This is a genomic window from bacterium endosymbiont of Pedicinus badii (genome assembly GCF_002075085.1).
Classification (GTDB): Bacteria; Pseudomonadota; Gammaproteobacteria; order Enterobacterales; family Enterobacteriaceae; genus PRUG.
In genome coordinates this window covers 119,541-144,171 of the sequence record NZ_LKAS01000001.1, presented here as the reverse complement: position 1 = coordinate 144,171, position 24,631 = coordinate 119,541, and the positions used below count along the sequence as shown (strand labels likewise).

Below are 24,631 nucleotides of genomic sequence, written 5' to 3'. Positions count from 1 at the left end.
TTAAAATTGATTTTTTATTTATTACAAGAAGTGCAAATAGCGTACTGCATATCTTTATTTTCATTAAATATGAATTTATTTGTTTCTTGATTTTTAAATATATCTTCTATATATGGAAGATAATAAAGTAGATTTATTTTAAAAATTTTATATAAAATGCTATTTAAAAATTTATTTTCATAAAGAATAGAGTCTAAAATACTAGAATTATTATAGTACCAAATTATACTACCTTCTTTGATTTTACACATTTTATAAGCTTTGTTTATAGCATCATCAAAATCTCCAATTTCATCTACCAGTCCAATTTTTTTTGCATCTCTACCTGTCCAAACTATACCTTGACTGATTTTTTCTATTTCTTCAATTTTTTTATTTCTAGAATTTGATACGATTTTGATAAAATCTTCGTATTTCTTTTTAGTAATTAGATCTATAATAGCTGCGTTTTCTTTAGATAATTTTTTGATAACACTGATTTCATCTAATTGAGTTGTAGAAACTCCATCAGAGTATATCCCTATAGCATTTAAAGCATTTTGAATAGTGTTCACTACACTAAATATTCCTATAGATCCAGTTAGTGTACTACTTTCAGAAATTATATAATCTGCAGCAGTAGAAACTAAATATCCTCCAGATGCAGCTATAGAACCCATTGAAACAACTATAGGTTTTTTAGTTTCTAAAGAATACTTTTTTAAAGAATTTCTAATTATTTCAGATGCTGCGACACTTCCTCCAGGAGTATTTATTCTTAGAACAATTCCTTGTACTTCTGGATTTTCTTGAATATCTTTTATATTCTTCACAAAATTTTTAGAATTAATAATTGAACTGTTTTCATAAGAATCCGATATAATGCCGTCTAAAAAAACAACTGCAATTTTTTGACTGTTTTTAGGAATTTTTTGTTTTTTTTGATATTCATAGATGCTAACAGATTTGTAGGTATTTTTCTTTTTATCAATTCCAAAAATTTTTATCATTTCTCTTTCAAAATCAGAGAAAGAAATTATTTTGTCGACTAGTTTCTTTTCTAAAGCTAATTTTGCCAAATTTCCTTCTAAAATATTTAATTTTTCTATGGTTTCTTCCGCATCTGGAAATAGAATATCTTCATTAGAATTCCTATTCTTTGCGATAATTTTTTTATAAGAGTTCCAGATCTGAATTATCCATTTTTTTCTATTATTCCTAGACTCTTCTGACATATTGTTTCTAAATAAAGGTTCTACAGCACTTTTATAAGGTCCAATTCTGAATACATTTCTTTCTATTTTTAATTTGTCTAAAAAATCTTTGTAGTACAAATCATTTATAGAAAATCCATATAAATCTACCGATCCCTCTGGAGTTAAGTATATTTTGTCAGAGTAACTAGCTAGTAAGTATTGTTTTTTGTCATAAGAATTACTAATTGCATATATTGGTTTTCCTGATTTTTTGAATTCTTTTAAATACTTTCCTATATATTCAATTAAATTGCATTCAGAATCTGAAAAATTCTGTAGATTTAGTATAATTCCTTTAATGTTATCATCAAATTTTGCTTTTTTTATCGCATTGCATATTTCATACACAGAATTTTCAGGAAGATAATTTTTTGAACTTCCTAATAGTCTATTACTTATTTTGTATATTTTTTTTGTTTTTGGAGGTTTATCTACTATTGATCCTAATATATCAATATTTAGTACTCCTTTTACGTTTTTTTTATTATTTGAAAAATATATAAAGAACAGAAAAATGAAAAAAAATACCAGTAGTGTAATAATGTTTAGTAACAAGGTTCTAAAAAAATTTAAAATTTTCCAAATCCAAAAAATTGGAGAAAAAATCATTTTTAAAAATTTTATACGCATTATTTTAATTTAAACCTTTGTATCAAAAAAAATTAAATAATAAAATAAATTTCATGAAATTTTTATATAAAAATTTTTATATTTTAATTTCAATTAAAATAGGAATATGATCAGAGGGTCTATTGTATTCTCTGAATTTTTGCATCATACTGATTTTTTTAACACAATTTATAAGATTTTTACTTATAAAAATTGTATCTATTCTCATTCCTATTTTATATTTTTTAAAATATCTATAATCGTACCAGGAAAACTTTCTGTGAAAAGGATACGTAAATCTGTATATATCCGTTAGACCTAAGTTTTCTATTTTTTTGATCCATTCTCTTTCTTCTGGTAAAAAAGAACATTTTTTAGATTTTATCCAGTATTTTTTTTGTTTTTCACTAATCCCTATATCTAAATCTTTTTGCGCAATATTGAAATCTCCAGATAAAATTAAGTTTTTTTTACCATAAAAATTTTTTTTTATATACTTAAATAAATTTCTAAAAAAATTTTTTTTTTCTAAAAATTTTTTTAAATTGCTCTTCTTGTCTCCTTGAGGAGCATAACAATTAAAAAAGAAAAATTTTTTTTTTTTACAAAACTTATTCCTATAAATCTTTTATTTTTTTCTTTCTTTTTAATTCCTATAAAAAGATCTTTATTTGGTATTTTAGTTAAAATTGCTACTCCATACTTTTGTTTTTGACCATATACCAAAGATTGGTATCCATATTTTAGAAATTCTAAATAAGGAAAATTTTCATTGGAAGTTTTAATTTCTTGTAAACCAATAATATCAGGATTATCTGATTGAATTATATTTTTTATAGCTTCTATTCTTGCACGTATACCATTTACATTAAAAGAAACAATTTTCATGATTTTATTTCATATGGTAGTAGAAGAAGGATTTAAACTTCTGAAGTCTATTACGAAAGATTTACAAACGCTGTCTTTTAGTCACTAAATAACCTCACTAGTTATTTAACTTGAGTTTTTATGAAAAAATTTTACTTGGTGGGAGAAGGATTCGAACCTTCGAAGTCTACGACGACAGATTTACAGTCTGCTCCTTTTGGCCGCTCAGGAATCCCACCTTTTTTATTATTTCATATTTAAAAAGTTTTGTAAATTTTTTTTAAAATTTTGTCAATAAAATTATATTTTTATAATAAAGGGCTAAAAAGATAGAAAAACCTCTCTAATAATTTTTTCCAAATAGGTCTTTTCTTCCAACTATAAAAACTAATTGCTTTTGATAAAGCAATATATTTTTCTTGTAATTTTTTTAACTTTTTTCCAAATTTTTTACTATCTATAATTATTGTTAATTCTGAATTCAACCAAAGACTGCGCATATCAAAATTTGCAGTACCAATTAGGCTTAGTCTATTATCTATAAGTATACTTTTTGTATGTAGTAAACCGTGAAAAAATTGATATATTACCACTCCTGAAGTAAGAAGATCTTTAAAAAATACTCTTCTAGCCCAATATACTGGAAAAGAATCTATTTTTTTTGGTATAATAACAAACACTTTCACTCCTCTTTGTGCAGCAGTGCATATCGCGTATACTAAATCATTCGTAGGTATAAAATATGGAGTGGTAATAATAATTTTTTTTCTTGCAGAATGTATAGCAATTAAAAAAGCTTTATGTATAATTCCTTTTTTAAATCCTGGTCCAGAAGCTATGTAGTGAATAGAATCATTTTTCTTAAAAATTTTATTTTTTTTTAAATTTATACAAGGGAGAAGAATTTTTTTGCCTGTTTCAAATTCCCAATCGCAATTAAATATCATTTTGATATAAAAAATAATGGGACCGTGTATTTTAATCATAATATCAATCCAGTTTCCTATTCCTATATTTTTCTTAAAGAAACAAGGATCTACCATATTCATACTTCCTATATAAGCCTGTTTTTCATCTATTATGATCATTTTTTTATGTTGTCTTAGATCTATTCTTGTAATAAATAATGAAAATATATTTATTTTAAATGCTTTTACTATATTTATTCCATAAGAAAGAAATAATTTATAGTTTTTACTTTTAAAAAATTTTTTGCTTCCTGCATCATCTAGTATAATTCTGCAACATACCCCTCTTTTAGCTGCATTGATAAGTTCTTTAGTTACTTTATACACAATTCCTTTAGAATTCCATATATAAAATACAATATCTATGCTATATTTTGCATTTTTTATATCTACTAATAAAGATTGCATAAATCTTTTTGTATTCGTATACAATTTTATTTTTTCAATTTTCATACTTTGAAGGTCTTGTTGCAAATTACAAAATTGAAATAGAGGATGCGCTGTTTTGCTGTATCGATAGGAAAATACAATTTTTTTTTTATTTCTTTTTTTTTTCCATTCTTTATTGATTCTTGATAAAATTTCTTTATATTTCTCAAATCTTTTAGATATTTTATTTTTTCCAAAAAAAACATAAAATAGTATTCCAAAAATTGAAATAAAATGCATAAAAAATAGCCAATTAAGTAGAAACATAAATTTTTTATTTTTTATAAATATTTTATTAATAAAATTATAGAAATGATTTAAATAGATCAAAATAAAAATAGTACTTAAAAAAAATTATAAATCTGTATTTTATAAGATATTTTAAGTATTTTCACTTTTTTTATCAAACGCTATATACATTGTAAAAAAATAAATTAGCAAAAATGAAAAAAGTAATTTATTTAATAAAATAAATATATAAGAAAAAAAAATTGGAAAAAAAGGTTTCGAAACTATTAAAAGAAAAAAAAATGCATATTTAATAGAATAATATACCAAAAAAGTGTAGGAAACAGTTTTAATTTTAGAATTGACTAGAAATATACTCTTTTTTAAAGAAGAAGTAATTTTACTATGAATATCTTGCACAGCAAATATTGGAGAAAAACTTAAAAATACAATAAGTAAAATTCCTGGAAAAAACATGCATAAAAATCCTAATTGCACCAAAAAAAATACTATAAGATTTAGAAAAAAAATTTTTGGAAAAAACAAAAAAGAAGATCTAACAATCTTAGATAAGCTTATATTTTTTTCTGTATAAAAATATTTACTTAGTAATAGAATACTACAAACTTGTATTGAATTACTAAAAATATGTATAAAAAAAGTAAAAAAAATGAATTTTAGTACATAAAAATTATCCTGCTGAGAAAGTTCTTGTATTAAATTTTGTATACTACTTTTTTGTATACTACTTATACTAATGTTTTCCATTATTTCCTTACTTCTTTTATTAGTAATTAAGGAAATATTTTTTAAAAAAAAATTAACTATTTCTGAAAAAAAAGTAAAGAAAAAAATTTTCTTATACTGATTCTTTATGCAATTTATTGTGTTTTTATAAATCTTATCAATATGAGAAGACATTTGGATAATTAATAGATTAAAATGAATTCTTATGCTAAAAAAATTTTTCCGTTCTCTTTTTTACTTTCTTCACTCATTAAATATAGATATTTATTCATAATTTGATTTGTTTTCTTTAACTTTTTTTTTGATTTTTCTTTAGGATACGCTTTTTTTCTCATACCAGTTGCAACTCTTCCTGGATTAATACAATTAAATCTTATATTTTTATTTTTTAAAAATTCTGAAACAAATGCTTTCATAATTCCTTCTGTAGAAATTTTTGAAATTGCATAAATTGCCCATTTCTTTTTTATTTTTTGCGTCGCATTTGAAGTGGTAAATACTACAGAAGAATTTTTTGATTTTAGTAAAACAGGAATTAAGTATTTAGTTATAATAAATACACTAAAAAAATTGACTATAAAAACTTTTTTTATATTATAAAATCTTTGATTTTGTATTTTTTTTAAACTTCCTAAAATAGAAGCATTATTTAGTAAACCATCTAAACAAGAAAAATTCTTTTTTACTTTCTTAATAAAACTTACGTATTTATTTTTTTCAAAACAGTTTAGATCAAAACAAATTACTTCAGATTTTGTCTTATATTTATCTAATTTTTTTTTGACTTCCATAAGACTTTTTTTTCTTTTTCCAACTAAAATTACATTTGCTCCGTGTTTAGAATAAGTAATTGCAGCTTGCTTTCCAATTCCTCTATTTGCTCCTGTTATTAGTATATTTTTGTTTTTTAGCATTAATTTTTATTTGATACCTACAGAATATGGCCCATTTTTTTTTCTTTTGTTTTTAGATACTGTTTATTTTTAGGATTGATTCCAACTACCAAAGGAATTCTTTTATTTACTATAATTCCAAAATTCTTTAAAAATTCTAATTTTTCAGGATTATTAGTTAGTAAATTAATAGATTTTATTTTTAAAAAATTTATTATCTCTGCACATATTGTAAAATTTCTTTCATCCGCAGAGAATCCTAATTTGTAGTTTGCTTCTACTGTATCCATTCCTTTTTCATCTTGTAGGGAGTATGCACGAATTTTATTCAAAAGTCCTATTCCTCTACCTTCTTGTCTGTGGTATATAAGAACTCCTTTTTTATTTTTAGCAATTCTCTTTAATGATTCTTTTAATTGAAATCCGCAATCGCATCTTAAACTAAAAAGTGAATCTCCTGTCAAGCATTCGGAATGTATACGAGTTAAAATTTTTTCTTTATTTTGCACTTTTCCTAAAACTAAAGCGATATGATTATTTTTATTTTTTATTTCTTCGAATCCAAAAATTAAAAAGTTTCCCCAAAGAGTAGGTAAATTTGCTTTTTTTATATATTTAATTTGCATATATTTGTAATTTTTTAAAAATTAAAAATTTTTAATTTTTAATTTTTAAAAATTTATTCTTCAATGATTAGAGAAGGAGAAAGTTTATTAAATCCACCATCTACATGAATAATTTCTCCATTGATACCGGAAGAAAGATTGGAAAGCAAAAATAAACAGGTATTTCCAATTTCTTCGATAGTTACTAATCTATTTAAAGGACAAATTTTTTTGAAAGAAGAGAGCATTTTTTTAAAATTTTTTATTCCAAGAGCTGCAATAGTTTTAATTGGTCCAGAAGAAATTGCGTTAATTCTAAAACCTAATTTTCCTAAAGAATACGAAAGATACTTTACACTTGCTTCTAATGAAGCTTTAGCAATACCCATTACATTATAATTTTGTACTACTTTTTCAGAACCTAAATATGTAATTGTAACTGCAGAAAAATTTTTGTTGAACATATGAATACTACTCTTTATCATTTCAGAAAGACTATACGCACTAATTTCATGTGTTTTTAAAAATGCGTCTTTTGTTATCGAATCTAAATATGTTCCTTGTAATTGATTTTTTGGAGCGAAAGCTATTGAATGCACAATTCCATCAAATGTATTCCAAGATTTTTTTAATATTTTAAACAAATTCTCTATTTCTTTAGTTCTTGATACATCACAGGGAATAACTATACTACAATCAATTTCTTCTGCTATTTTTTGTACTTTTTCTCTTAATCTTTCGTTTTGGAAAGACAAAGCTAAATTTGCTCCATGTGTTTTTAGTACTTTAGCAATTCCATAAGCAATGGATTTTTTGCTAGAAATACCTGTTATCAAAATTGATTTTTTTGATAAAAACCCCATTTTTTATTCCTTAAATTTGAATTTTAAAAATATTTTAAATATAAAATTTAATTTAATTTAATTGATTGATGCACTATACTTCATTTATTCTAAATCTTTATTTAAATGAACAGCTATAAATTTTCTTTCTTCTACTTGTTGTTCTGGTTCATCTGTACGGAAAATACTTTTAATATTTTTTAACTTTCTAGGTTGTCGAATTTCTTCTAACAATTTTTCTCTAAAATTTTTGCTATTTTCACTTTCTATAGTAGAAGAAACTTTTTGAGACTCTACATATTTAATTGGAGCAGGACTTTTAATACTTCTCAATTTTCTTGGTTGTTTAATTTCTTCTAACAATTTAGCTCTAATATCTACATTTTCTTCTTTTTTCAAAACAGCAGCTACTTGTTGAGGAGTAGGTTTTTTTGGAACTGGAGGTGGATTATCTTTAATACTTCTAAGTTTTCTTGGTTGTTTTATTTCCTCTAATAACCTAGCTCTAAGATCTTGTTGACTATTTTGGGTAGCAAATTGAGAAGTATTAGCACTTCTCAATTGTTCCGGTTGTTCAGACTTCACAGAAGTTTTTTCTGCAATTTGTATTACTTCTGGCATAGATGGTGGTGGTGGCGGAGGTGGAGGTGGTGGTATAGCAGCCATCTCTTTTTCCAATTGTTCTATTCTAGATTTTTGTCTTTCTTTCTCTGCTTCTATATCTTTAGTTGCTTGTACTGTTTCTTCAACATCAGCATTCATTTCTTTTGTTAAAATAGGAATATTTTGGAATACTCCTTTTTTCATCACCATGCCTTTATTTCTTTCTGATGATCTAGATCTAGATCTTTTTCTAGATGGACTTGATTTTTTTGGTTTTAGAGGTTTAAATTCAAATTCAGATCTAGCTAGTTCACGAGCTTGTTCATTTCCTTCTACTCTATATGAATTTCTTCTATCTTTTTTACTTTTTCTTTTTCTTACTTCTTGAAACTCTGGTTCATAAAATGATTGTTCACTTAGAACTATTACGTTATTTCTCTTTACAGTTTGATAAAAACTATTTTTTATTTCCTCTTTTTGTGAATAAAAAGGATTTGATTGTTTTGAAATAGATTTATCTGTACTATAGTTTATAGATATTCCAAAAATAGTATTTCTTTTTTTATTAGAACAAAAAACATTATCTACATCCAATTTTAGTAGAGGTATTGGATTGTATCTAATTCCTACAGTAATGATATTAGGACTATTTAATCTAATTTTGTCTTGATAATTAATATTTCTTCCAAAATATTTTTCTAGTTTAATTTTTCCATTTATTTGCGGAAAATTAGAAAACCATCCTATTGCATATAAGTCGCATCCACTTTTTGCTTTTTGTTTAGTATTTAGCTCAGAATAATTAGGAGAAGATATTCCATAATATCCATTTAAAGAAAGATATAAGAATTTTCTTTGATACTCTGTTCCTACTCCTATTCTTTGATGCATATTTTCAGACATTTGAGAATCGTAAAATGCATTATAGCCACTTATCCAATTATTTCCAGCAAATCTTTTTCCGATTCCAAAATTGATAATATTTCTGTTTTCTACGTTTCTTATTCCAAATTGACTAAAAAATATTTTCTTTTCTTTTTCTTTAAATGGTAAAAACAAGTCAAAGGATTTTTCGTATTGATTATTTTTATTTATATTTTTTGTAGTTATTTCTCCAGAAATACTATGATTTTCTCTTTTAATTTCTTCTATTTCTCTAGAGTATTCCTGTTTGGGTTCATTAATAATTTCTTCTTCTTTTATTTGTTGCTCTCTATACTTTTCTTCTGATTCTTCTTCTTTACTTTCGTATTGTGCGAAAGAACTTTTCACTATAGAAGAAAAAAGTACAGAAAATATAGCAAAAATTTTGAAAAAAGAATAAAATTTATTTAGTATTTGCATATATTTTTTTGTTAATTTAGTTACAAATTTTTTACGTTACTTCCAGTTTAACAAAAAAAAAAAAAAAATTCAATAATTTTATAAAATTAAAATTTATATACTTTAAAATAGTATGAATAACAAAAAAAGAAAAGAAATTCTTCTTAGATTTTATAGTAATAATCCTACTCCTAAAGTAGAACTTTCTTATAAAACAGAATTTGAATTTTTAGTATCTGCAGTGCTTTCTGCTAGAGCTAAAGATTCTGTAGTAAATAGAATTACAAAAAAACTTTTTAAATTAGCTAATACTCCTAAATTAATAATAAAATTAGGATACAAAAAATTAGAGAAAATCATATATCCTATAGGATTTTTTAGAAAAAAAACAGTAAATATAATAAAAATATGTAAAATTTTATTAAAAGATTTTAACGGAAAAGTTCCAAATAAAATAAAAAATTTAAAAATTTTACCAGGGGTTGGAAGAAAAACTGCAAATTTAATTGCAAGCACGATTTTTAAAAAAAATACTATAGCAATAGATACGCATGTTTATAGAGTGTGTAATAGAACAAAATTTGCTATAGCAAAAAATATACCAGATATGCAAAAAATACTAGATTCTAAAGTACCAAAAAAATTTAAACCTTACATTAACAATTGGTTTGTCCTACACGGAAGATACATTTGTACTTCTAAAAATCCATTTTGTATTTCTTGTAATATTTCTGATTTATGCGAATATAAAAAAAAATTCCTATTTTTTTTTAAATAATAGAACGTAATTTTTTTTTCCTTTTCTGATAAGTATGTACTTTTCATAAATAAAATCTTTGGAATCTATTATATAATCTTCTTTATTATTTAATTTTTTATTGATAAAGATTGCGTTTGATCTAATTAATTCTCTTGAATTTCTTTTAGAAGTAGATAATTTACATGCTACTAGAATAGACTGTAAATCAAAAAAATTTTTTATCAAAAGATTAGGTATTCCATTATTTAGAAGAAAAGAAAAATCTTTTTCTTTCAATTTAGAAATTTCTTTTAAAAATAAGATTTTAGAAATTTTTTTAGCAGAAGATAGTCCTATACTTCCATGTACTTTTTTTGTAATTTTTTCAGCTAGTACTTTTTGGGCTTTTTTCTTGTTCTTCATAATAAGATCTATTGTTTTTTTTGATAAAGAAGTAAAAATTCTTAAAAATTTTTTTATCTTTAAATCAGATATATTAATAAAAAATTGATAAAATTGGTACGGACTAGTTTTTTTTTTATCTAACCAAATGGTATTTTTTTCTGTTTTTCCAAACTTTTTTTCTTTTTTATCAGTCACCAGTTGTACTGTTATTCCATAAACTTTTTTATTTAAAGTTTTTTTTATCAAATAAATACCAGAAACAATATTACCCCATTGATCTGAACCTCCTATTTGGAGTATAACATTATGTTTCTTATACAAATGTAGATAATCATAACTTTGCATTAAACTGTACGTAAATTCAGAAAAAGAACAACTTTTCTTTTTTTGTTTAAGTCTATTTTGTATAGATTCTTTTTGAATCATATTTTTAATAGAAAAATTGTTTCCTACTTTTTTTAAAAATTTTATTAGTTTCATAGAAAAAAACCAACTATTATTAGTTTCTATAACAGCTTTATTTTTTCCGTATTTAAAATTTAAAATTCTTAAAATTTGTAACTTTATTTTTTTTGTAAATTCTTTTATATTTTGTAATTTTTCTAAATTTCTTTTTATTTTTCTGAAACTAGGATCTCCAATAATAGCAGTTGCATTTCCTAATAGTACTATTGGTTTATGGCCTTCTTTTTGAAATTTTCTTAAAATTAGTAGAATCGCTAAATGTCCTATATGCAAACTATCGTCGTTTGTGTCAAATCCACAATAGATAGAATGCATTTTATTTTTTTCAAACTCTTTTTCTAATTCTTTTTGTTTAGTAATTCCGTGTAAAAGATCTCTATTTTTTAGATATTTTATTATATTTTTTGTTTTTTTCATTTTATGGAGAAAGTCTATTTAAGATCCAATTATTCTTTATTTTTTTGTATACTATCCTTTCATGTAATCTGTATTTTGATTTTTTCCAAAATTCTATAGATTTTATCTCCACTAAATATCCTCCACAAAAATTTGGAAACGGAACATTTTTATTTCTAAATTTTCTTTTCAATTTTATAAAACTATTAAGTAGTTTTTTTCTACTAAAAATTATCTCCGATTGATGAGAAGATATAGCAGAGATCTGATGTTCTTTTGGTCTAGAATAAAAATATTTTTTTGACTCTTGTATTTTAAGCATCCTTGCTGTTCCTAAAATTAGAACTTGTCTATTTATTTCTTGCCAAGGAAAATGAAGACTAATTTTTTCACTATTAGAAATTTGTTTTGCTTTTCTACTTTGAAAGTTAGTATAAAAAACTATACCTTTTTGGTCCATTTTTTTTAAGAACACAATTCTTTGATAAGGGTACTCATCTATACCAAATGTGGCAAGTATCATTGCATTAAAGTACGATATTTTTGGAGAAAATTTAGCTATTTTCATCCATCTTTTAAATAGTATAATAGGATTTATTGTCTTCTTGCTTTTATTTTTTTTTTTCTTTTTTTTCATGAGAAATTAATTAAATTTCTGAAAAATTTTTACTTTTATTTTTATTATATCATGTTTTAAAAAAATAAAATTTTTCATATAATTATAATTTTTATAAATACTTCAAGTACTGTATATGACTGAAAAAAATAAAAAAAATACTTTTAAAACAAGATTTCAAGGATTGTTTCCAATTGTTGTAGATACAGAAACTAGTGGATTAAATTCTAAAAAAAATGCTCTATTAGAAATAGCTTTTGCTATTTTAGAAATGAACAAAATGGGATGGATAAAAATTAAAAAAATTTTAAATTTTCATATTATTCCTTTTAATGGATCTATACTAAATCCTGAATCTTTGGAATGCAATAAAATCGATCCAGAATCTCCTTTTAGACAAGCAATTACAGAAAAAGAAGCAATTGAAAATTTATTTAAAATAGCTTTTTTAAGTCTGAAAAAAGAAAACTGTAAAAAAGCAGTTTTAGTTGCACATAATTCTGCATTTGATCATAAGTTTATTAAAGAAGCTGCAAAAAGATCAAAAATAAAATACAATCCTTTTCATTCATTCGTCACTTTTGATACAGCTACTTTAGGAGCACTAATTTTTGGACAAACTGTATTAGCGAAAGCTTGTTATGCTGCAAAAATTTCTTTCAATAATAGAGAAGCACATTCAGCTTTATACGATGTGAAAAAGACAGCAGAATTATTCTGTAAAATTATAAATATATGGAATAAAGTAAGAAACTTTACTAGCAATCGTTTTTTTTAAAGATTTTAGCAAGCTGATCTTTTTTATCTAAATGTACAACTATATCACAACCTCCTATTAATTTTCTTTTTACCCATAATTGAGGAAATGTAGGCCATTTTGAGTATTTTGGTAAGAAATTTCGTATTTCTATATCTTTTAAAACATCAACATACGCAAATTTTACTTTATTTTTTAGTAGTATTTTTACTACTTGTGCAGAAAATCCACATTTTGGTTCTTCAGGTGTTCCTTTCATATAAAGTATAACTTTATTATTTGAAATTTGATTTTCTATTTTTTTAAAAATTTTTTTCATAGTTTTGACCTACATGTTTTTTAAAGTTCTTTTTACAGAATCTACCACAAATTTAGCAAAAACATCAAATTCTACATTTACAATATCCAAAATACTTCTATACTTAATATTTGTTGATCTTATCGTTTCTGGAATAAAATTGATAGCAAAAGAATCATTTTTTTTATCAGATATAGTTAGGCTAATACCATCTATACTAATAGATCCTTGTTCAATAATGTACTTATTTAATTTTTCTTTTTCTAATAAAAACCAAATTTTTTTTCCTATTCCTCTAGAAATTATTTTAATAATTTTAGCTTTTCCCATAATATGACCGTATACAATGTGCCCATTTATTTCTTCTGAAATTTTTAAAGATCTTTCTATATTTACTACTTCATTTATTTTTAGAAACTTTAGATTAGTTTTTTCTAAAGTTTCTCTAATAATTTCAAAATCTACTAAATTTTTTAAAATTTTTGTAACTGTTAAGCAGCAACCATTATACGATATTGATGATCCTACCTTCAAACCTGATAAAAGTTTTTCTGAAAGGCAAATAGTATGTGTGTAAAAATACTTCTGTTTTTTAATTTCTAAAATTTTTGCCGTTTCTTGTATTATTCCTGTAAACATTCTTATTCTCTAATTAAAAAAAATTCACTATTTTAAAAAATATAATATAATTCGTATAGAAGATATTTTTATTTATAGATAGTATACATATAAATTTTATAAAAGCTAAAAATAAAGGATTTTTTTTGCAAAAATATTTTAAAGAGATAAAAACTTTAGTAATTTTAGCAATTCCTGTAGTTTTTACACAAATATTTCAAACTTCTATGGGTGTAGTAGACACAGTTATGTCTGGTACTATAAGTGCTATTGATATGGCTGCTGTCTCTCTTGGAACTTCAATTTGGCTTCCAATTATACTATTCGGTCACGGTATACTTCTTGCCTTAACTCCTATAGTTGCTCAAATGAAAGGTTCTAATCTACAAAAAAGTATTCCAAAGCAAATTCAACAAGCTATTTGGTTATCTATATTTATTTCTATTATAATTATGATTGTTCTTTATAACAGTCACCTTCTTATATACTGCATTAAAGAAATGGATTCAAAATTAGCAGAAAAATCTGTTAGTTTTTTAAGATGTCTATTGTGGGGTGTTCCTGGATATTTACTTTTTCAAGTTTTACGATGCAAATGCGAAGGTCTATCGTATACAGTTCCAAGTATGATTATTAGTTCAATAGGATTAATTAGTAATATTCCGATAAATTATGTTTTGATTAATGGAAAATTAGGATTTCCTAAATTTGGTGGAATAGGATGCGGAATAGCAACTTCTGTAGTTTATTGGATTATGTTTTTTTCTCTTAAAATATATATAAAAAATTCTAAAAAATTTAAGAATTCAAAAAATATTTTTTCACTAAAAAAACCAAATTTATTCACAATAAAGAAAATACTTATTTTAGGTATACCATTAGCACTTTCTCTTTTTTTTGAAGTCACTTTATTTGCTATGGTTCCGATATTTATTGCACATTTAGGTATATTCGATATCTCTGGACACCAAATAGCTTTAAATTTCAGTTCTTTAATGTTTGTTTTGCCTTTATCAATAGGATCTGCTACCACTATAAGAGTAGGAACAAAATTAGGAGAAAAAAATAAACATCTAGCAAAAATTAGTGCTATATCTGGATTAATAATTGGAATTTTAATTGCTATACTTACCGCTAGTTTTACTATTCTTATGAAAGAAAAAATAGTATTTCTTTATAATCAGGATCCTAAAATAGTTTCCATAGCTTCTAATCTAATGCTATTTTCTTCAATCTATCAAATTTTTGATTCTATACAAGTAATAGGAAATGGAATTCTTAGAGGATATAAAGATACAAAATCGATATTTTTAATCACCTTCTTTTCTTATTGGATTATAGCATTTCCATTTGGATATATTTTGGCCTTAACTAATTTCATTGTTCCTAAAATGGGAACAAAAGGATTTTGGATAGGATTCGTAATTGGATTAATGGTTTCTGCAGTTTTAATGATCTCCAGAATGATTTGGATACAAAAAAAATTGCGATAGAATTTTATTTAATATATTTTATAAAAATGCCATTTTTCTATTGAAAAAATTCAGTTAAATAATATAATTGAATTCATTGCTATTTTCATATTTTTTTTTACGTCTGTAGCTCAGTGGAAGAGCACTACCTTGACTTGGTAGGGGGCAGTGGTTCAAATCCACTCAGACGTAGTAACAATATAAGAAAATAGAAAAATTATAATTGTAATAATAATGAAAATTTTATACCTTTTAGGAAAAAATAAATGAATCGTATACTTTTTTTTAGCATTATAAGTTTTCTTTTTATTTCTGGTTGTGCTAATAATGGAAACAAATTTGAACAATTATCTTCTGATGTACAAAATTTAAACGAAAAGGTCGATCAAATAAACAACGAAATTAACGGTATTAGAACAGATATTCAAAATACCAAAGAAGAAGCAAATAGAGCTAATCAAAGATTAGATAATCAAGCTTCTTCTTATAAAAAATAAGTTTTTCTTTCAAAAAAAAACAGTGCTTTAGCACTGTTTTTACTTTTTCATAGAAAGAAGTATTTTTTTTATATGTTCAAAAATATAGTGTAAACTTTGACTTCTAGAAAATGTTAAGTATTGATCTAATGCAATTTTTTTAAAAATTTTTTTTGCATCGAAATTAATAATTTCAGAACAACTCAAATCTTCGTAAAAAATAAATAGTATAGCCATCAGTCCTTTTACAATTAAAGCTTCACTTTCTCCAAAAAAAACTATTTTGTAATTTTTTTTTGTTTTTACTTTTTTTAAGTATATCCAAGACTTATTTTGGCATCCATGAATTAAATTATTTTTCGTTTTTTTACTTTCTGGAAATTTTTTAAGTTTTTTACCTAATTCTATAATATAGCAATACTTTTCTTCCCATGAAGAAAATGTAAAAAAATGCTCTAGAAGTTTTTTTTTTTTCATTGCATAACAGTCTCCATTTAAAGTAATATTTTTCTTATTTTTTCTATTTTACTAATAAAATAATCAATTTCTGAAATTTCATTGTATATACCAAAAGATACTCTACACATTCCGCTAACACCAAAAAAACTCATTAGAGGCATAGCGCAATGGTGTCCTGTACGAATTGCTATACCAAATTTGTCTAGTAGTAGTCCTATATCATAGGAATTATATTCTTTTATATTAAAAGGTATAATCCCTATGTAACAATCACTTTCGTAATTTTGATAAAACTTAATATCCTTAATATTTTTAAATTTTTCTAAAGCATACTTAAATAAATTTTTTTCATGATTTATAATTTTTTCTATTCCTATTTTTTTTATAAATTTTATTGATTCTCCTAAAGCAACTATTCCAGAAATATTAGTTGTTCCAGATTCAAATTTCCAAGGAAACTCTTGAAATGTAGTTTTTTTTAAACTTACAGAACGAACCATAGCGCCTCCAAATTCCCAAGGAGAAATATTTTTTAGAAGTTTTTTTTTTCCAAATAGTATTCCTAAACCAGAAGGACCGTACATTTTGTGTGCAGAAAAAACATAGAAATCACAATCTAATTTTTGTACATCAATTTTTTGATGCGCAATAGATTGTGCTCCATCTATTATTATTATGATATCTTTTCTTTTTTTTCTAATTTTTTTAATAATTTTAAAAATTGGATTTATTTTCCCTAAAACATTTGAAATATGAGCAATAGTGACTATTTTTACTCTACTATTTATTAGTGAAAGAAAATCCTTATAATCTAAGTTTCCATTTTTTAAAATACTAACTAACTTTAAATCTATATTTTTTTTTTTTGACAAAATTTGCCAAGGTACAAAATTTGAATGATGCTCTGCAATAGTAGATATTATAGTATCATTTTTTTTTAAAAATTTTCCTAAAGTATTTGCTAAGAAATTAATTCCTTCTGTGGTTCCTTTGGTAAAAATTACCTCTCTATTTGATTTCGCATTAATAAAATTTGCTACTTTTTTTCTTACTTCTTCTACTATTTCAGTAGCTTTATCACTTAAATAGTACACACCTCTGTGTATAGATGAATACTCGTATTTATAAAAATGCATTTCTCTTTCAATTACTGAAATTGGTTTCTGTGTTGTAGCTGCGTTATCAAAATAAATTAATTTTTTACCATTTTTCATTTTTTTACTAAATATTGGAAATTGCTTTCTAATTTTTTCTGTACTAAAAATCATTTTTTTTCCTTTAAAAATTCTGTTATTTGAAGGGAGAAAATTTTTTTAACTTCTTTAATTTCTATTTTTCTCTTTATTTTTTTAACAAATGCTAAAATTAATAATTTTCTTATTTTTTTTTTAGATATACCCCTAGTTAAAAGATAAAAAACAATTTTTTTTTCCACTTTAAATACAGTAGCACTATGTTTACAAAACACATCTTTGTTGTAAATTTCTAAATTAGGATGCGAACTTACTTTAGAAAATTTTTCTAATAATAAATTTTGATTTTTCACTATTGCATAAGAATTATTAGAATTTTTATATATTTTAACTAATCCAGAAAAATAACCTTTTCCAAAATTTTTAGTAATAATCTTATGATTTTGTTTACTTATAGAACCAGATTTATTATGAAATATACGAGTACTAATTTGATTTTTTTTATTTTTTTCAACTAAAATCAGACTATCAATAGAAATTTTTGCACTTTTTCCTAAATAAGAATAAATTTGATTTTTGCAGTTCTTATAAGAAGAAATAAAAAAGTTTGATTTCAAACTAGAATTTTTCTCTAACGAAATTCTAGTATTTCCAATATATAAATTTTTTGTATTTTCCGTACAAAATTTTAAATATCTACATTCTGAATTTTCTTTTAGTGTAATATCTGTATTTTGTCCTATAAAATATGTATTTTTTTTAATATCAGTATAAATTTCTATTATTTTTCCAAAAGAATATTTTCCTATTTGAAACTCATTTGAACAAAATAAATTATTTAATTTATTTTCATAATCGTAATTTATATATAATAAACATAAGTTTTTTTTTTCTATTTTATTTTCTGGAAGGAAAAAACAATTTTTTTCATCACTTAATTTTTCAATACAATTAAATAAACTTTCCTTATAAATTTTTCTTTTTTTTCTTTTTATTCTCCAATATCCAAAATTATTTACTGATTTTTCTAATAAAAGATTTCCATTAAAGAAAAAGACAAAATAAGAATTTTCTACTTCTATTTTTTTATAAAGATTTTCAAATTTGATATATTTTAAAATATTTCTTAATTTATTTTCTTTTATTTTATAAAAAATTTTTTTATCTAGTAGATTTTTTTTGTACCTTTTGTTTTTAAAATAAAAAAGGTCTTTTTTATTTTTTAAAAGAAAATTTTTTTTAAAAAAAAATTTTCTAAAATAATTTTTTTATTTTCCTTTAAAATATTCATATCCTTGTTCCTCAATTTTTTTAATTATAGAAAAATCTTCAGAAGCTACAATTTTTTTTTTGTTTAATATATGAACAAAATTAGGACGAATATATTTTAATATTCTTGGATAATGAGTAATAATAATCAAAGATTTCTGAGCATTTTGTAAATGATTTATACTATTTGCAACTGTTTTTAGAGCATCAATATCCAAACCAGAATCTATTTCATCTAGCACAGAAAGTATTGGATCCAAAATAGCCATTTGTAAAATTTCGTTTTTTTTTTTTTCTCCTCCTGAAAAACCAACGTTAAAATATCTATTTAAAAAATCTTTAGAAATTCCAAGAGAAACTATTTTTTTTTGTATAAGATTTTCAAATTCTAAAGTATCTAATAATTTTTGTTTTCTATACTTTCTTATTGAATTTAAAGAAGTTTTTAAAAAATTTTTATTATTTACTCCAGGAATTTCTATAGGATTTTGAAAAGTTATAAATATACCTTCTCCTGCTCTTTCTTCTGTTCGTAATGAAAGTAGATTTTTTTTTCTAAAAAGTATTTCTCCTTTTTCGACAAAAAAATTTTTATTTCCTGCTAAAGTTTCTACAAAAGTACTCTTTCCAGAACCATTTGGACCCATAATTGCATGTACTTCTCCAGAATTGACATGTAGACTAAAATTTTCTAAAATTTTTTTTTTCTTTACTTTAACACAAAGATTTTTTATCATTAACATATTTTATTTTCCATAAATTTTATCAATTATCCAACTGTGTTTTCTAAATTTACTGATAGAAGCTCTTGTGCTTCTATAGCAAATTCTAAAGGAAATTTTAAAAAAATTTCTTTGCAAAAACCATGTATTATTATAGAAATTGCTTCTTCTTCATTCATACCTCTTTGCGTACAATAAAAAATTTGCCTTTCTCCTATTTTTGATGTAGAAGCCTCATGTTCTACTATAGAATCTTTATTATCTACCTTAATACTTGGAAAAGTATGCGAACTGCATTTTTCTCCAACTAAAATAGAATCGCACTGTGTAAAATTATGCGAATTTTTAGCTGTTTTTTTAATACTTACTAAACCTCTATAAGTATTTGAACTACAATTAGTAGAAATTCCCTTAGAAATAATAGTAGATTTTGTATTTTTTCCAATATGAATCATTTTTGTTCCTGTATCTGCTTGTTGAAATCCACTAGTAAAAGAAACAGAAAAAAACTTTCCTCTAGAATTATTTCCTTTTAAAATAACACTAGGATACTTCCAAGTGATTGAAGATCCTGTCTCTGACTGAGCCCAAGACATTTTTGAATTTTCTCCTTCACACAATGCTCTTTTAGTTACAAAATTTAGTATTCCACTTGATTTATTCTTTCCAGAATACCAATTCTGTACAGTAGCGTATTTAACAGTAGAATTTTTCAATAATATAACTTCTACCACAGCAGCGTGAAGTTGATTTTTTTTTCTTATAGGAGCAGAACATCCTTCAATATAACTAACATAACTTCCCTCATCTGCAATTAGTATAGTTCTTTCAAATTGATTTGTTTTTTTAGAATTAATTCTAAAATAAGTAGACAAATCTATAGGACAACGAACATTTTTTGGAATGTATATAAAAGTTCCATCTGAAGCAACTGCAGAATTTAAAGTAGAGAAAAAATTATCCCCTATGGGAACTACATAACCCAAATATTTTTTTACTAAATCAGGATAATTATGTATTGCCTCGTTAAATGAACAAAAAATAATTCCTAAATTAGAAATTTCTTTTTTTGAAGTGGTAAATACAGATACAGAATCAAAGATTGCATCTACTGCAATAGTAGAATTTTTTTTTATTGGAACACCAAGTTTAGTAAAAGTATTTTTTATTTGTTTCTTAGAATTTTGATGTTTTTTTCTTTCTATAGAATTTTGTTCTGTATTATTTATATACTTAGGAGCAGAATAGTAGCTATATTTATTATAATCAATTGTTCGGTACTTCCCTTTTAACCAATGTGGTTCTTTCATTTTTTTCCAAGTTTGGTATGCTTTAATTCGAAAATTCAGCATCCAAGATGGTTCTTTTCTTTTTTCAGAAATCTTATAAATTATATCTTTATTCAATCCTTTTTTAAATTCTTCTGTTCTAATTTTTGTATAAAAACCTAAATTGTATTTTCTTTTTTTACTAAAGATTTTCTTCATTTTTTTTTCCATTTTGTATCTTACTCAGTATTAAAACTTTCTCCACAACCACATATTGAAATTGCGTTAGGATTATAAAACTTAAAAGAGCTATTTAATTCATCTTGTATAAAATCTATTTTTGTTCCTTTTAGAATTTTTAAATTTTTTTTTTGAGAAAAAATTTTTATTTTATTTTTTTTGTACAAAAGAAGAGCATTTGTTTTAGAATACATTTTTTCTATTCCGTATTCTAATCCTGCACAACCTGATTTTTTAATAACAATTTCTATACCTATTGTTTTCTTATCTTTAGTAAATATTTCTAAAAATTTTTCCTTTGCTAAATAAGTTATTTTTATCATTTTGTATTTTATCTAATTTTTGCAAGAAATTTTTTTTCCAACATAGTAGTATATTTCTTTACTATTTTTTCCGTTTCTTTTTCGTTTATAGTATGGAACATTCCTTGTATTTTTAAAGAAATTGTATAACTTTTATACCCTATAGGTATATTTTCTCCTATGTATACATCTATTAAACTGAATTCTACATTTTCTTTTTGCTTAATTTTTTTACATTCTTTTAAAATTTTTCCAAAAGTAATATTTTGTTTGATAATCATAGAAATATCTCTTATACTAAAAGGATATTTCGAAAAATTTCTGAATTTTTTGTGTTTTTTATTTGGAATCTTATCCCAAAATATTTCAAAAAGAAAAATTTCTTTTTTAAGTTTTATTTTTTGTCTTATTTCTTTTTTTAAAAATCCTACAAAACCTATATTTTTTTCATTTAAAAATATATCAGAACTACATTTCTTATTGAGAAAAGGAGTATTCGTTTTTTTAAAAGCGACTCTATCATGAATATCCAAATAAAAAAATATAGCTTCTAAATCTCCTTTAATATCATAAAAATCCAAATAATTTTTTTTATCTTTCCAATGTAAAAATTCTTCTTTAGTAGATATTCCAGATAAAAAATTCTCTTGTATTATCTTTTTTTTACAGTAATTATTATCTTTATAAAAAAATACTTTTCCAAATTCAAAAAATCTAACTGAATTATTTTTTCTATTTATATTGTATAAACAAGTTGAAATTAGTCCTATTTGCAATGAAGCTCTTAGTACAGACATATTATTCGAAATAGGATTTTTTAGAAAAATAAATTTTTTTTTTGGAAACAACAAAGATTGTAGACTAGAGTCTACAAAACTATAAGAAATTATCTCATAATATCCTCTTGCAATAAGTATTTTTTTTATATCTTGTTCCAATAAGTAATTGTTTTCGAATTTTTTATTTTCATAAAATTTTTTTTCTTCTAAAAAAAATTTATTATGATTAAAATTTTTAATTATTTCTTCTATTAAATCTTCTTCGTATTTTATATCAAATCTCCAAGTAGGAGAAAAAACACAAAAATTTTCTTTTTTTTCTTTCACTAAAAATCCTATTTTTTGTAAAATCTTTTTTACTATTTTTCTACTTATTCTAAATCCTAAAACTTTTTTTATTTTTTTTTCATGCAAGACAATCTTTTTTTCTGTTTTAGGCTCCGAAGAATATTCAAAAATTTCGCTACATCTTCCTTTACAGATAGATGCAATAAAATAAGCAGCTTTTTTCAAAGCAAATTTTTGTGTTTTAATATCTATTCCTTTCGTGTGAGATTTGTAAAATTGATTTAAATGATGATTTTTTAAATTCTTTTTTATAAATTCTATAGGAAGTATAGTAGTTTCTAAAAATATATCTTTTGATACTTTGCTAAATATTTGATTTTTTCTTATTCCAACTATAGAAAAAATGCTTTTTTGATTAGATAAGACAATAGTATTTTTTTTTAGAAAAATTTTTTTCTTATTTTCATAATAAAATTCTTCGTTTTCTTTAGAATTTCTAATTACTACTAATTTTCCAATCATTTGAAAATCAAAAAAATTAATCGGTTGTCCTAATTCTAAAAAAATGTAATTTAAGACATCAATAATTGCATTTTTTGTTTGAATTCCACTTTTTAGTAGTTTTATTTTCATCCATAAAGGAGTTTTTTTTTTAGTATCTAGATTTTTAATTACTAAACTACAATGATAAAAAGAAGAACTCTTAATTTTTTTTTTAAATTTTATAGGATACTCAAAAGTAGGATTGAATTTTTTATAAATTTTATTTTTTAATTTTTTTTTTGTGTAAAAAGATAGTTCTCTAGCAATTCCAATTAAACTATTAAAATCTGGTCTGTTAGGAAGTGTACTAAAATGTATAATACTATCATTTAGCATCATATATTTTTTAAAATCTTTTCCTAAAAAAGATTTTTCTTGTATTGTAATAATTTTTTTTCTTTCATTTTTTATGAAGTCAGAAAAATAACAAAATTTTCCAATTTTTTTTTTCTCATTCTTTTCATCTTGAAAATACGAAACAACTACAAAAGTATTTTTTTTCAAATCTTTTTCTTTAGAGAGAACCACTAAAAAAAAATTTTTTCCTATATCTATAAGAAATTCTTTGCCTGCATAAGAATTTTGAATTTTTTTATAACTAATAATTTTTCCTATAGAAAGAAAATTTTTTTTTTTATAAAAAGGAGCTATTTTTCTAACTTCTATTCCAATATTTGTAATTTTTTTTAGAATTTTTTTTGAAATTTTTATTTTTATCCATTCTTGGAGCCAATTTTTACTAATTTTCATGTATTAAATACCAACTAATCAAAATTGTTTAAGAAAACGTACATCATTTTCAAAAAATAGTCTTATATCTTCTACTTCGTACTTTATAGAAGCTAGTCTTTCTATTCCAATTCCAAAAGCAAATCCAGAATATTTATTGCAATCTATACCTACATTTTTTAAAACTTTTGGATGAATCATACCGCATCCTAATACTTCAATCCAACGATCATCTTTTGAGATATCAATTTCAAAAGAAGGTTCAGTAAATGGAAAGTATGAACATCTAAAACGAAACTGAATTTTTTTTTCAAAAAATTCTTTTATAAAATTTATTAATATATTTTTTAAGTACAAAAAATTTACGTTTTTATCTACATAAAATCCTTCTATTTGATGAAACATAGGAGTATGGGTTTTATCATAATCTTTTCTATAAACTTTTCCAAAAGAGATTACTTTAGTAGGAATTTTTTTTTTTTTTAGTATTCTTATTTGTACTCCAGAAGTTTGTGTTCTTAATAGTTTATTTTTACTAATCCAAAAAGTGTCTTTTTCATCTCTTGAAGGGTGATTTTCAGGTACGTTGAGTGCAGTAAAATTGTGGTACGAATCTTCTATTTCTTTTCCACTTTCTAAAAAAAATCCAAATTTTTTAAGTATAAAAACAGATTTTTGTATTGTCTGATTAATTATATGTATAGAACCTATTGTGTTTTTTTTACCTGGTAAACTAAAATCTTTTTCGTATTTTTTAAAAAAGTGATAATTTTTTTCTTTTTTTTTTTTCATTTTATATTATAAATACTTACTATTTGCAAATACAAAATTTTATTTCCATTAGTAGATATTTTAGATTTTCCTTAAATTATTGAATAGAAAGATGTTTTTTTGTTTTTTCTAATAAATATCTAAAATATGTTTTATTTCTAATTGCCATATCAGATAAAATTTTTCTATTTATTTTTATAGAAAGTTGTTTTAATCCAAAAATAAATTTACTATAAGAAATGCCACTATTTTTGCAAGATAAAGCAATTCTTATAATCCATAATTTTCTAAATTCTCTTTTTTTATTTCTTCTATCTCTATAAGAATATTGTCTAGATTTTGTAACAGACTGTAAAGCAGATCTATATGTTCTAGATCTAGAACCATAGTATCCTTTTGCAAGTTTTAGAATTTTTTTGTGTCTAGCATGTGCTGTTTTTCCTCTTTTAACTCTTGCCATTTATTGGTCTCCAAATT

Annotated in this window: 26 protein-coding genes and 2 tRNA genes; 5 read left to right on the top strand and 23 right to left on the bottom strand. The window is 23.2% G+C overall.

The window, feature by feature from the left end; all coding sequences use genetic code 11:
• Positions 1-14 precede the first annotated feature (14 nt).
• The 10 genes from sppA to AOQ89_RS00750 form a co-directional block, all read right to left on the bottom strand.
• Entirely contained in the window at positions 15-1,865 is a 1,851-nt protein-coding gene (sppA, locus tag AOQ89_RS00795) for a signal peptide peptidase SppA (RefSeq protein WP_080872398.1), read from the bottom strand.
• Positions 1,866-1,941: 76 nt separating this feature from the next.
• Positions 1,942-2,469, bottom strand: coding sequence for an exodeoxyribonuclease III (locus AOQ89_RS00790; protein WP_080872396.1), 528 nt, complete (start codon positions 2,467-2,469; stop codon positions 1,942-1,944).
• Entirely contained in the window at positions 2,385-2,732 is a 348-nt protein-coding gene (locus tag AOQ89_RS00785) for an endonuclease/exonuclease/phosphatase family protein (RefSeq protein WP_080872395.1), read from the bottom strand. The genes AOQ89_RS00790 and AOQ89_RS00785 overlap by 85 nt, the downstream gene beginning before the upstream one ends.
• Before the next feature lie 136 nt (positions 2,733-2,868).
• Positions 2,869-2,950: transfer RNA gene (locus tag AOQ89_RS00780), tRNA-Tyr, on the bottom strand.
• 69 nt (positions 2,951-3,019) lie between these two features.
• Complete coding sequence (gene cls, locus AOQ89_RS00775) at positions 3,020-4,447, bottom strand: cardiolipin synthase (protein WP_080872393.1); 1,428 nt, start codon at positions 4,445-4,447, stop codon at positions 3,020-3,022.
• Positions 4,448-4,489: 42 nt separating this feature from the next.
• Complete coding sequence (locus AOQ89_RS00770; protein WP_080872391.1) at positions 4,490-5,257, bottom strand: YciC family protein; 768 nt, start codon at positions 5,255-5,257, stop codon at positions 4,490-4,492.
• A 29-nt stretch (positions 5,258-5,286) separates the two neighbouring features.
• Positions 5,287-5,997, bottom strand: a complete 711-nt coding sequence (locus AOQ89_RS00765; RefSeq protein ID WP_080872389.1) for an SDR family NAD(P)-dependent oxidoreductase — start codon at positions 5,995-5,997, stop codon at positions 5,287-5,289.
• A gap of 17 nt (positions 5,998-6,014) precedes the next feature.
• On the bottom strand, positions 6,015-6,602 hold the full coding sequence (ribA, locus tag AOQ89_RS00760; protein ID WP_080872387.1) for a GTP cyclohydrolase II: 588 nt from the start codon (positions 6,600-6,602) through the stop codon (positions 6,015-6,017).
• 53 nt (positions 6,603-6,655) lie between these two features.
• A complete protein-coding gene (locus AOQ89_RS00755) occupies positions 6,656-7,444 on the bottom strand; it encodes an enoyl-ACP reductase FabI (protein ID WP_080872385.1) in 789 nt (262 codons plus the stop codon).
• 84 nt (positions 7,445-7,528) lie between these two features.
• Complete coding sequence (locus tag AOQ89_RS00750) at positions 7,529-9,370, bottom strand: inverse autotransporter beta domain-containing protein (protein WP_080872383.1); 1,842 nt, start codon at positions 9,368-9,370, stop codon at positions 7,529-7,531.
• Between the two features lie 112 nt (positions 9,371-9,482).
• Between AOQ89_RS00750 and nth the strand changes: the two genes are divergently transcribed.
• Positions 9,483-10,127, top strand: a complete 645-nt coding sequence (nth, locus tag AOQ89_RS00745; RefSeq protein WP_080872381.1) for an endonuclease III — start codon at positions 9,483-9,485, stop codon at positions 10,125-10,127.
• Here nth and tyrS read toward each other — a convergent pair.
• Together tyrS and pdxH are read right to left on the bottom strand one after the other, a co-directional pair.
• Positions 10,110-11,375: a tyrosine--tRNA ligase gene (gene tyrS / locus AOQ89_RS00740; protein ID WP_080872378.1), complete on the bottom strand. Its 1,266-nt coding sequence runs from the start codon at positions 11,373-11,375 to the stop codon at positions 10,110-10,112. The two genes, nth and tyrS, sit on opposite strands and share 18 nt — an antisense overlap.
• A gap of 1 nt (position 11,376) precedes the next feature.
• A complete protein-coding gene (gene pdxH, locus AOQ89_RS00735; RefSeq protein ID WP_080872374.1) occupies positions 11,377-11,991 on the bottom strand; it encodes a pyridoxamine 5'-phosphate oxidase in 615 nt (204 codons plus the stop codon).
• Positions 11,992-12,106: 115 nt separating this feature from the next.
• On the opposite strand from pdxH, the gene rnt reads away from it, so the two are divergent.
• Positions 12,107-12,748: a ribonuclease T gene (gene rnt, locus AOQ89_RS00730; protein ID WP_080872371.1), complete on the top strand. Its 642-nt coding sequence runs from the start codon at positions 12,107-12,109 to the stop codon at positions 12,746-12,748.
• Here the strand turns inward: rnt and grxD are convergent.
• Positions 12,729-13,046 (bottom strand): Grx4 family monothiol glutaredoxin, encoded by a 318-nt coding sequence (gene grxD, locus AOQ89_RS00725; RefSeq protein WP_080872369.1) that lies wholly within the window; start codon positions 13,044-13,046, stop codon positions 12,729-12,731. The genes rnt and grxD overlap by 20 nt on opposite strands.
• Before the next feature lie 9 nt (positions 13,047-13,055).
• Positions 13,056-13,664 carry a riboflavin synthase subunit alpha gene (locus AOQ89_RS00720; RefSeq protein WP_080872366.1) on the bottom strand — a complete coding sequence of 203 codons (609 nt, stop codon included), beginning with the start codon at positions 13,662-13,664 and terminating at the stop codon, positions 13,056-13,058.
• A gap of 125 nt (positions 13,665-13,789) precedes the next feature.
• Here AOQ89_RS00720 and AOQ89_RS00715 point away from each other — a divergent pair, with 125 nt between their 5' ends.
• From AOQ89_RS00715 to AOQ89_RS00705, 3 genes are all read left to right on the top strand, one after another.
• Positions 13,790-15,136 carry an MATE family efflux transporter gene (locus AOQ89_RS00715; protein ID WP_080872363.1) on the top strand — a complete coding sequence of 449 codons (1,347 nt, stop codon included), beginning with the start codon at positions 13,790-13,792 and terminating at the stop codon, positions 15,134-15,136.
• Between the two features lie 99 nt (positions 15,137-15,235).
• Positions 15,236-15,307 (top strand) — tRNA-Val (locus AOQ89_RS00710).
• Between the two features lie 74 nt (positions 15,308-15,381).
• The gene (locus AOQ89_RS00705) at positions 15,382-15,612 is read left to right on the top strand and encodes an LPP leucine zipper domain-containing protein (RefSeq protein WP_080872361.1); all 231 of its coding nucleotides are present in this window, start codon (positions 15,382-15,384) and stop codon (positions 15,610-15,612) included.
• A 39-nt stretch (positions 15,613-15,651) separates the two neighbouring features.
• Here the strand turns inward: AOQ89_RS00705 and AOQ89_RS00700 are convergent, their stop codons facing one another.
• The 9 genes from AOQ89_RS00700 to rplT form a co-directional block, all read right to left on the bottom strand.
• A complete protein-coding gene (locus tag AOQ89_RS00700) occupies positions 15,652-16,068 on the bottom strand; it encodes a SufE family protein (RefSeq protein ID WP_080872358.1) in 417 nt (138 codons plus the stop codon).
• Between the two features lie 17 nt (positions 16,069-16,085).
• The gene (locus AOQ89_RS00695; protein ID WP_080872356.1) at positions 16,086-17,318 is read right to left on the bottom strand and encodes a SufS family cysteine desulfurase; all 1,233 of its coding nucleotides are present in this window, start codon (positions 17,316-17,318) and stop codon (positions 16,086-16,088) included.
• The gene (locus tag AOQ89_RS03030; RefSeq protein ID WP_280938073.1) at positions 17,315-18,052 is read right to left on the bottom strand and encodes a SufB/SufD family protein; all 738 of its coding nucleotides are present in this window, start codon (positions 18,050-18,052) and stop codon (positions 17,315-17,317) included. The genes AOQ89_RS00695 and AOQ89_RS03030 overlap by 4 nt, the downstream gene beginning before the upstream one ends.
• Positions 18,053-18,511: 459 nt before the next feature.
• Complete coding sequence (gene sufC / locus AOQ89_RS00685) at positions 18,512-19,255, bottom strand: Fe-S cluster assembly ATPase SufC (RefSeq protein WP_080872353.1); 744 nt, start codon at positions 19,253-19,255, stop codon at positions 18,512-18,514.
• Positions 19,256-19,281: 26 nt separating this feature from the next.
• Positions 19,282-20,733: a Fe-S cluster assembly protein SufB gene (gene sufB, locus AOQ89_RS00680; protein ID WP_080872352.1), complete on the bottom strand. Its 1,452-nt coding sequence runs from the start codon at positions 20,731-20,733 to the stop codon at positions 19,282-19,284.
• 8 nt (positions 20,734-20,741) lie between these two features.
• Entirely contained in the window at positions 20,742-21,065 is a 324-nt protein-coding gene (locus AOQ89_RS00675; RefSeq protein WP_080872350.1) for a HesB/IscA family protein, read from the bottom strand.
• Between the two features lie 8 nt (positions 21,066-21,073).
• Positions 21,074-23,404 (bottom strand): phenylalanine--tRNA ligase subunit beta, encoded by a 2,331-nt coding sequence (pheT, locus tag AOQ89_RS00670; protein WP_080872349.1) that lies wholly within the window; start codon positions 23,402-23,404, stop codon positions 21,074-21,076.
• 18 nt (positions 23,405-23,422) lie between these two features.
• The gene (pheS, locus tag AOQ89_RS00665; protein ID WP_080872347.1) at positions 23,423-24,175 is read right to left on the bottom strand and encodes a phenylalanine--tRNA ligase subunit alpha; all 753 of its coding nucleotides are present in this window, start codon (positions 24,173-24,175) and stop codon (positions 23,423-23,425) included.
• A gap of 76 nt (positions 24,176-24,251) precedes the next feature.
• Entirely contained in the window at positions 24,252-24,614 is a 363-nt protein-coding gene (gene rplT / locus AOQ89_RS00660; RefSeq protein ID WP_080872346.1) for a 50S ribosomal protein L20, read from the bottom strand.
• Between the last annotated feature and the right edge of the window lie 17 nt (positions 24,615-24,631).